This is a genomic window from Streptomyces himastatinicus ATCC 53653 (assembly GCF_000158915.1).
In the GTDB taxonomy this organism is placed as follows: Bacteria; Actinomycetota; Actinomycetes; order Streptomycetales; family Streptomycetaceae; genus Streptomyces; species Streptomyces himastatinicus.
This window is the reverse complement of record NZ_GG657754.1, coordinates 1,788,703-1,795,609: the sequence shown is the minus strand read 5'-3', so window position 1 is coordinate 1,795,609 and position 6,907 is coordinate 1,788,703. Positions and strand designations below refer to the sequence as shown.

General features: G+C 71.6%; 6 protein-coding genes and 2 pseudogenes. 2 read left to right on the top strand and 6 right to left on the bottom strand.

All coding sequences use genetic code 11. The features are described 5' to 3' along the window. Positions 1–274 precede the first annotated feature (274 nt). Positions 275–1,807: a GMC family oxidoreductase gene (locus SSOG_RS06830; protein WP_039936760.1), complete on the bottom strand. Its 1,533-nt coding sequence runs from the start codon at positions 1,805–1,807 to the stop codon at positions 275–277. Between the two features lie 532 nt (positions 1,808–2,339). Between SSOG_RS06830 and SSOG_RS06820 the strand changes: the two genes are divergently transcribed. Beyond that, positions 2,340–2,966, top strand: coding sequence for a hypothetical protein (locus tag SSOG_RS06820; protein WP_039936758.1), 627 nt, complete (start codon positions 2,340–2,342; stop codon positions 2,964–2,966). Positions 2,967–3,076: 110 nt separating this feature from the next. Here SSOG_RS06820 and SSOG_RS06815 read toward each other — a convergent pair whose 3' ends face one another. Continuing rightward, on the bottom strand, positions 3,077–3,721 hold the full coding sequence (locus SSOG_RS06815; RefSeq protein ID WP_245606238.1) for a helix-turn-helix transcriptional regulator: 645 nt from the start codon (positions 3,719–3,721) through the stop codon (positions 3,077–3,079). Positions 3,722–3,812: 91 nt separating this feature from the next. Between SSOG_RS06815 and SSOG_RS52230 the strand changes: the two genes are divergently transcribed. After that, on the top strand, positions 3,813–4,022 hold the full coding sequence (locus SSOG_RS52230; protein WP_039936757.1) for an ANTAR domain-containing protein: 210 nt from the start codon (positions 3,813–3,815) through the stop codon (positions 4,020–4,022). Between the two features lie 29 nt (positions 4,023–4,051). On the opposite strand, the gene SSOG_RS06805 is transcribed toward SSOG_RS52230, so the two are convergent. The 4 genes and pseudogenes from SSOG_RS06805 to SSOG_RS55725 form a co-directional block, all read right to left on the bottom strand. Then, the gene (locus tag SSOG_RS06805; RefSeq protein WP_009713474.1) at positions 4,052–4,462 is read right to left on the bottom strand and encodes a VOC family protein; all 411 of its coding nucleotides are present in this window, start codon (positions 4,460–4,462) and stop codon (positions 4,052–4,054) included. Between the two features lie 14 nt (positions 4,463–4,476). Beyond that, positions 4,477–5,319, bottom strand: a complete 843-nt coding sequence (locus SSOG_RS06800) for an AraC family transcriptional regulator (protein ID WP_009713473.1) — start codon at positions 5,317–5,319, stop codon at positions 4,477–4,479. Positions 5,320–5,406: 87 nt separating this feature from the next. Continuing rightward, positions 5,407–6,073: pseudogene (locus SSOG_RS48215) on the bottom strand (response regulator). 534 nt (positions 6,074–6,607) lie between these two features. Continuing rightward, positions 6,608–6,688, bottom strand: a pseudogene (locus SSOG_RS55725) (hypothetical protein); the annotation flags it as partial. Positions 6,689–6,907 lie beyond the last annotated feature (219 nt).

Genomic DNA, 6,907 nt, shown 5'->3' with positions numbered 1-6,907 from the left:
CAGCAGGAGCAGCACGAGTTCCAGCCGTGGATACGAGCCGAGCGTGCCGACACCGGCCACCACGGAGGCGGCGAGCAGCGAGCCGTACACCGCGCCGCTGTAGTCGACGCGCGCGGCACCGGTCGGCGGCCTGCTCCGCGCCTCATGCGCGGGGGGCTGGTGTGTCACACCCCCAGGGTCGCCGAGCGGGGCGCGCTCCGCATGGGCACGCCCCGGTGCGGGACGGGTCCATCACTCCGGCGCCCGCGAAAGGGGCCCCGGAGTGATGGCCGGTCTACGCCGCCTGGCGGATGAGGTCGGCGGCCTTCTCCGCGATGGCGATCGTCGCCGCGTTCGTGTTGACGGAGACGACCGTCGGCATGACCGAAGCGTCCACCACCCGCAGCCCATCGAGGCCGTGAACGGTCAGGTCCGGTGCGACCACGGCGTCCGGGCCCACGCCCATCGCACAGCTGCCCACGGGGTGGTAGTACGTTCCGGTGCCGCGTGCCAGGAAGGCGCGCAGCCCCTCCTCGTCCTTGACGTCGTCCCCGGCGAGCACCTCGCGCGAGCGCCACGCCGTGAAGGGGCTCGCGGCCGCGATGTCCCGTGCCACCTCGATGCCGTGCAGCATGCGCCGGACGTCCGACTCCTCGCCGAGGTAGTTCGGATCGATCCGCGGCGGCGTCTCCGGATCGGCGTCGGCGATGCGCACCGAGCCCCGGCTCTCGGGGACGGTCGTCACCCCGAAGGTGAAACTGTTCTCCGGAGCTTGCAACGTCGGTGGATGGAACGGCACATGAATGAACATCAGCTGCATGTCGGGACCGGAAAGCGACGGATCACTGCGCCACGCCATCGAGGTCTCCGCGTGGTTGGTGAGCCCTTCGGGGACCGGCTTGCTCGCCTCGTAGACGACCCCGCACAGCGGATGGTCGTGCAGGTTGCGGCCCACGCCGCGCAGATCGTGGCGTACGTCCACACCGGCCTGCCGCAGCTCGTCGGCGGGCCCGATGCCCGACAGCAGCAGCAGACGGGGCGAATCGACGGCGCCGGAGCTGAGGATCACCTCGGCGCGGGCATGCGCGGTGACCGGCTCGCCGCCCCGCCGGAACTCCACGCCCGTACACCGGTTGCCCTCGACGAGCAGGCGGTGCGCGCGGGAGTCGGTCGAGACCGTCAGATTCGGCCGCTCCGCGCTGACGGGGTGCAGATAGGCGGCCGCGGTGCTCTGCCGCTTGCCGTCCGCGATGCTCAGGTCGTGCCAGCCGACGCCTTCCTGGGAGGCGCCGTTGAAGTCGTCCGTCGCGGGATGCCCGGCCGTGGTGGCGGCATCCACGAAGACCTGGGAGAGCGGGTTGCCGTCCCGCGCCTGCGCCGGACGCATCGGGCCGCTGTCACCGCGGAACTCCGGGTCCTTTCCGGTGACGGTCTCCAGCCGCCGGAAGTACGGCAGGAGCGTGTCGAAGTCCCATCCCGTGCACCCGGCCGCCGCCCAGCGGTCGTAGTCGTTGCGGTGTCCGCGCAGGAACACCATCGCGTTGATGGCGCTCGACCCGCCCAGGGTCCGGCCCCGCGGCCACGGCTGCGCCACGCCGCCGGTACCGGCTTGCGGCACCGTGGTGTACGCGTAGTCGACCTCCGTCCCCCACAGCCCGGGCCAGGCGGGTGGCACGGCCAGCTCCGGCTTGGTGTCCGCCGCCCCGGCTTCCAGGAGCAGCACCGTTCTCTCCGGGGCCTCGGACAGCCGCGCGGCCAGCACGCATCCTGCCGAACCAGCCCCGACGATGATGTAGTCGTACTCCTCGTGGCCGAATGTCTCGGACAAATGTCCGCCCTTCACTTGCCGTAGTGCGGTGTCATCCAAAATGATCTTGTCAGCCAGTCAGGGCTCGTGGCCAGTCACACCCGATGTGCTGCGTCCGGAGCCATGGCCACAATGGGCGCGTGGATGATCTCGTTGGCGCATGTGACGCCCGTCTGGTTCGTCTACGGTCGAGGTCGGAAACGTGCGGAGGGAGCCGCGTGTCTCCCTGGCCTTGGAGGACGGCCGGTTCCCGGTCGTCGCGGAGGGAGACGTGTCGCTGATCCATGACGACCCGTTCCCCCTGAGGTCGTGTCCGCGTTCCAGGGGAAGTACGGATGGGACGTCACCGCACCCACGCACCCGGGTGGCGCGCGTGTGCTGCTGGAAGTACGCGTACGGTGTTGGCTGCTGGCCGGTACGGCCCAGTGAGTGGGGCGGGGCGGCGAACCATTCCGTCGTCCAGCTCGTCTCCCTGGGCGATGTGGTGTCTCGACCAGAGATGCCTCGGGATGACATCGGCCGGATAGATGTCTATGGAAAGGCTCTTGAAAGAGTGTCAGAGAGCTACAAGCGCAAGACCGTCCGCTGGATCGCCGGTGCCGCCGTGGTGGCGGCCGTCGTCGGTGTCACGGGCTGCTCGAAGAAGGCGGAGTCGGACTCCGGCGTCAAGAAGAAGCCGGCGAGCAGCTCGAGCGGCGCCGGGGCGAAGAAGGGGGCGGGGGCGGCGGATTCGCAGCCCTCGAAGCCCCGCCAGGCCACGGCCGAGGAGGCGGTGGCCTCGTGGGTCACCGCGGTCGTGAAGAACAAGCCGAAGGAAGGGTGTCTGGTGATGGGCGTCCCGGCCCATGGGTCGACTCCCGCGAAGGTCGGCAGCCCGGAGAGGTGCGACAGCGACGCGCCTGACATTCGGCAGATGCACAAGAGCGTCAAAATGTACCATAAGTCGTTCACGCCCAAGCAGTCCACGGGCGACCCGAAGGTAGAGGTCGCCAAGACCCCGGCCACCGGGGACAAGGTGATGGTTCCCGCCGACAAGATCACCGTCGACGGGCAGACGCTCGACAAGGTCATGGTGTCCAACTCCACCGGGGTGAAGCAGGGTCAGCTGGACATGAAGGTGGAGGCCAGCAAGATCAAGGACGCCTGGTATATGTCCAACCTCGATTTCAACATCGGCTGATGGAGTGACCGGGGCCCTCTCCGCCCGGCTGCCTCACCTCAGGCGGGCGGAGAGGCCGAGGGGTGTCTTTCGGATCAGGCGGAAGCCCGGCATGATCCGGAAGACACCCCCTAGGCCCGGCGGGTGGCCGGATCGCGGAGGGTCTGGTGCGGCGACCGGCCGTAGGGCTCCCGGTAGAGCGCGGCGAAGCGCCCGGGGTGCCAGAAGCCCCACCGGGCGGCGATCTCCGTGACGGTGGCCCCTCTACCGGGATCGGTGTTCAGCAGGTCATGGTGGGCGCGGGAGAGGCGCACCCGGCGCAGCTGGGCGAGCGGCGTGGTGTCCAGGTGGCGACGGAAGGCGTACTGGAGCGCGTGTACGGTGACGCGCGCCGCGGCGGCGATGTCGGCGACGGTGACGGGCTGGTCGGCGTGGTCGTCGATGTGGGCCAGAGCGCGGCGCAGCATCGCCGGATGCGCGTCCCGGCCGTCGGACGCCGTGGGGTCGGTGAGCGCGGAGTTGGGGAACGTGGCCAGGACGCTCGCGGCGACGTGCTGCGCGGCGGTGGAGGCGACCAGGGGCTGATGGCCCACGGCGGGGACGTTCATGACGTGGTCGCGCACATAGACGATCGTCGCCCGTAACTGCTGCGCCGCGGCGGGGGAGTGCGGCCGGTGCCCGGTGAGGCGGACCGGGTGGGATTCGGCCGCGTCGGCGGTGGCGGCCACCTGGTTGAGGACGCGTTCGGCCCCGGTGACGACGCCCCCGCCATGCACACGCCCCGATGCCGTTCGCCATGCGGCTGGTTCCGGCCGTCGGCGCGGTCCCAGGGTGGATCGGTGACCTACGACAACAGTCCGGACGACGGTGACGGACCTGCGGTCCGACGAGGGCTGGCAGGTGCTCCGGCAGGTCTCCCAGCACACCAACATCAAGGTGCGCGAGGCCGCCCGGCACCTTGTGCGGTGGGCGGACAGTGGTCGGCTTCCCGAGGACATCCGTACGAAGCTGCACGCCGCGGTGGCCGACGCCCACCGGGCGCGCCGCGCCGCACCGCCCACCACGTCGCCGTCGTGAGCGGTGCGGCGCGGCAGCCGCGGGCCGGGTCAGTCGGCCGGGCGGGGCTCGCCCCGGTAGGTGCCGAAGGACCACTTGTTGCCCTCGGGGTCGGCGATCGCGAACTCGCGGCTGCCGTACGGCTGGTCCTCGATCTCGCGGATGACCTTCACCCCTGCCGCCTTCAGCCGCTCGTAGAGGCTGTCGACGTGGTCGGTGACGACATACGCGCCGAAGGTGCCCGGTCGCAGACACCACTCCGCGCTGTCCGGCTTGTACGACCCGAGCATGATCCCGCCGCCCTCGGGCCAGTCGAGCTGGGCGTGCGCCACCCGGTTGCCGTCCTCGTACACGGCGGTGCGCAGGAAGCCGACCGTGCCGACGAGGAAGTCGATCAGGGCGGGCGCGTCATGGGCCTGGAGGGCCGGCCAGATGCTGGGGGAACGTTGCTGGGATTCCATGGTGTTCATGCCTCTCACTCTTCGCCGTTCCGGTGCCCGCCCGCTTGGATATTCCGGCACTCTTCGGCCAGCCAGACCGTGGGGCTGACGCCGGTGTACTGGCGGAAGTCCCGCACCAGATGCGAATGGTCGTAGTAGCCGCAGTCGGCCGCGACCCGCGCCAGATCGGCCGGGGCGCCCGCGGCGTAGGACCGGACCACGGTGCCCTTGGCGTGCTCGAAGCGCATCAGCCGGGCGGCCTGCTTCGGGCTCAGACCGGTCTCGGCCCGGAAGAGCGCCGTGAGCCGGCGCGGGCTGAGCGCCACATGCTCGGCCAGCCCGCGCAGCGTGCCCGCGCCCCGGTGGCGGGCCAGCCACGCCCAGGCTTCGACGATCTCGCGCCGGACCGGCGTGGCCTCGTCCGCCGCGGCCGCACGCGCCCGCAGATACGAGCCGAGGAGGGCGAACCGCTCCTCCCACCCCGGCTGCTCCCGCATCCGCTCATGGATCTCCGCGGCCCGCGCGCCCAGCACCTCCGTCCCCGACACCACGAGCTGATCCGTGAGCGCGCCCGCGGGCAGGCCGAGCAGTCTGCGCGCCGCCAGCGGATGCAGGGCCAGCTGCACCCCGGTCTCGTGCTCCGGCTGAATGATGTACGCCGGACTCTGGTGCAGCCCGCCCACCACGATGTCGGTTCGCACCGCATCGGCACCGCGTGCCTGCTCCAGGGTGAGTCCGCTGGTCACCGGCCCGTCCAGCGAGAAGATCAACGTCAGCCAGGGGGAGGGCAGCCCCCGGTGCAGGGCCGGTGGCTGCCCGCCGGAGCGATAGCCCACCGCGGAGGCGACCATCCCGCCGAGCCGGGGCGCGAACCGCACGAACTCCTGGAACGCCTCGCCGTCCCGTCCTGCCTCCAGCAGCCATGTGGCCAGTATGCGACGCCCCGCCGTCCCGGCCCCCGGCTCCTACGGCTTCGCCCTGACCAGCCCGGTGTCGTACGCCCATGATCACGGCCTGGATGCGGTCGCGGGCACCGATCTTGGCGAGGACCCGCCCGACGTGCTTCTTCACCGTGGACTCGGTGAGGACGAGCCGTTCCGCGATCTCCGCGTTCGTCCAGCCCTGGCCGATGGCGACCAGCACCTCCCGTTCACGGTCGCTGAGCGTGTGCAGCCGGGGGTCCTCCGCGGGGGTGCCGGGCGGGGCGAGCACCTGGTGGGCGTAGGCGTCCAGCAGGCGCCGGGTCAGGCGGGGAGCGACGACGGCGTCGCCGGTGGCGACCGCGTGGATGCCCGCCACGATTTCCTCGGGGCGGGCGTCCTTGAGCAGAAAGCCACTGGCACCGGCCCGCAGACCTTCGTACGCGTACGCGTCGAGGTCGAAGGTGGTCACGATGAGCACCCGCGTACGGCCGCCCGTGGCGACGATCCGGCGTGTCGCCTCCAGGCCGTCCATGCCGGGCATGCGGATGTCCATGAGGACGACGTCGGGCCGCAGTTCCGCGGCCAGGCGCACGGCCTCGGCCCCGTGCTCGGCCTCGCCGACCGCCGTCAGGCCGGGCGTGCCCTGGAGGAGCATGCCGAAGCCGAGGCGCTGGAGGGGCTGGTCGTCGGCGATCAGCACGGTGGTCATGGGAGATGTTCTCCTGGTGCCGCCGGGGCGGAGGGCACGTCGAGGACGACCTCCACGATCCAGCCGGGCCCGGTGTCGCGGGGGCCGATGGTGACGGTACCGCCGTACATGGCGGCCCGCTGGCGGATGCCGACGAGGCCGTGCCCGGGGCCGTCCGCGCCGGTCCGCGTCCCCGTGGGCGCCGTCCCGGGGGTGCCTGGTGGCGGCCCGGTGTCCGCGATCCGGATCCGTACGGTGCCGGTGTCGGTGGCCACGGTGACCTCGGCGGCGGAGCCCCGTACCCGCGTGCTTGAGCGTGTTGGTCAGCGCCTCCTGGACGATGCGGTACACGGTGAGCTGTACGCCGTCGCCCAGTGCGTCGAGGCCGCCCACGGTCCGGTAGGTGACCGCCAGCCCCGCCGCGCGGACCCGCGTCAGCAGGGGGTCGAGATCGCGGATCCCGGGCTGCGGGCTGAGCGACCGCGCGTGCTCCCGCTCCTCCCGCAGGACACCCAGCACGCGCCGCAGTTCGTCCATGGCCTGGCGGCCGGTGTCGCCGAGGATGCGCAGGGCCTCGGCGGACTGCTCGCGCCGGTTGGTGGCGAGGGTCGCGGCGCCGTCCGCGACGCTCACCATGACGGAGAGGTTGTGGCCGACGATGTCGTGCATCTCGCGGGCGACCCGGGACCGCTCGGCGGCGGCGGTGAGCCGGACACGTTGCTGGTGTTCCACCTCCAGCCGCCTGGCCCGGTCCTCCAGCGCCGCCAGATACATGGCCCGGATACGGAGCGTCAGACCGACCGCGGTGGCCGCCGTCTCCGTCCCCAGCAGGAAGAACACACCGGGCAGCGGATG